Annotated in this window: 1 protein-coding gene; it reads right to left on the bottom strand. The window is 61.6% G+C overall.

Annotation, left to right across the window (positions count from 1 at the left end):
• On the bottom strand, positions 1 to 471 hold a 471-nt coding region (locus J5M56_RS24980), incomplete at both ends, for a flagellar hook-basal body complex protein (RefSeq protein ID WP_207938059.1).

Below are 471 nucleotides of genomic sequence, written 5' to 3'. Positions count from 1 at the left end.
GGTGATCGACACGGTGCCGTCACGGCCGACGGTGAAGGTCTGCGCATCGTTCGGGATGATGATCGCCGGCTCCAGGGCGAAACCGCTGGCGTTGACGATCTGGCCATTGGAGTCGAGGTGGAAAGTACCGTCACGGGTGTAGGACGTGGTGCCGTCCGGCTGCAGGATCTGGAAGAAACCGCGACCGTCGATGGCCATGTCCAGCGGCTGCTCAGTGGTTTGCAGGCTGCCGGCGGTGAAGTTTTTCTGGGTGCCGACAATGCGCACACCGGTACCCACTTGCAGACCCGACGGCAGTTCGCTGTCCTGGGTCGACTGGGCACCTGGCTGACGCTTGATCTGATAGAGCAGGTCCTGGAACTCGGCACGGTCACGTTTGAAACCCGTGGTCGAGACGTTCGCCAGGTTGTTGGAAATGGTGGTCAGGTTGGTGTCCTGGGCGGACAGACCGGTTTTGGCAACCCATAGAGC

The organism is Pseudomonas sp. 51_B, from assembly GCF_017491595.1.
GTDB lineage: Bacteria > Pseudomonadota > Gammaproteobacteria > Pseudomonadales > Pseudomonadaceae > Aquipseudomonas > Aquipseudomonas promysalinigenes.
Note: the sequence above shows the minus strand (reverse complement) of the source record. Positions and strands in the feature narration are given on the sequence as shown.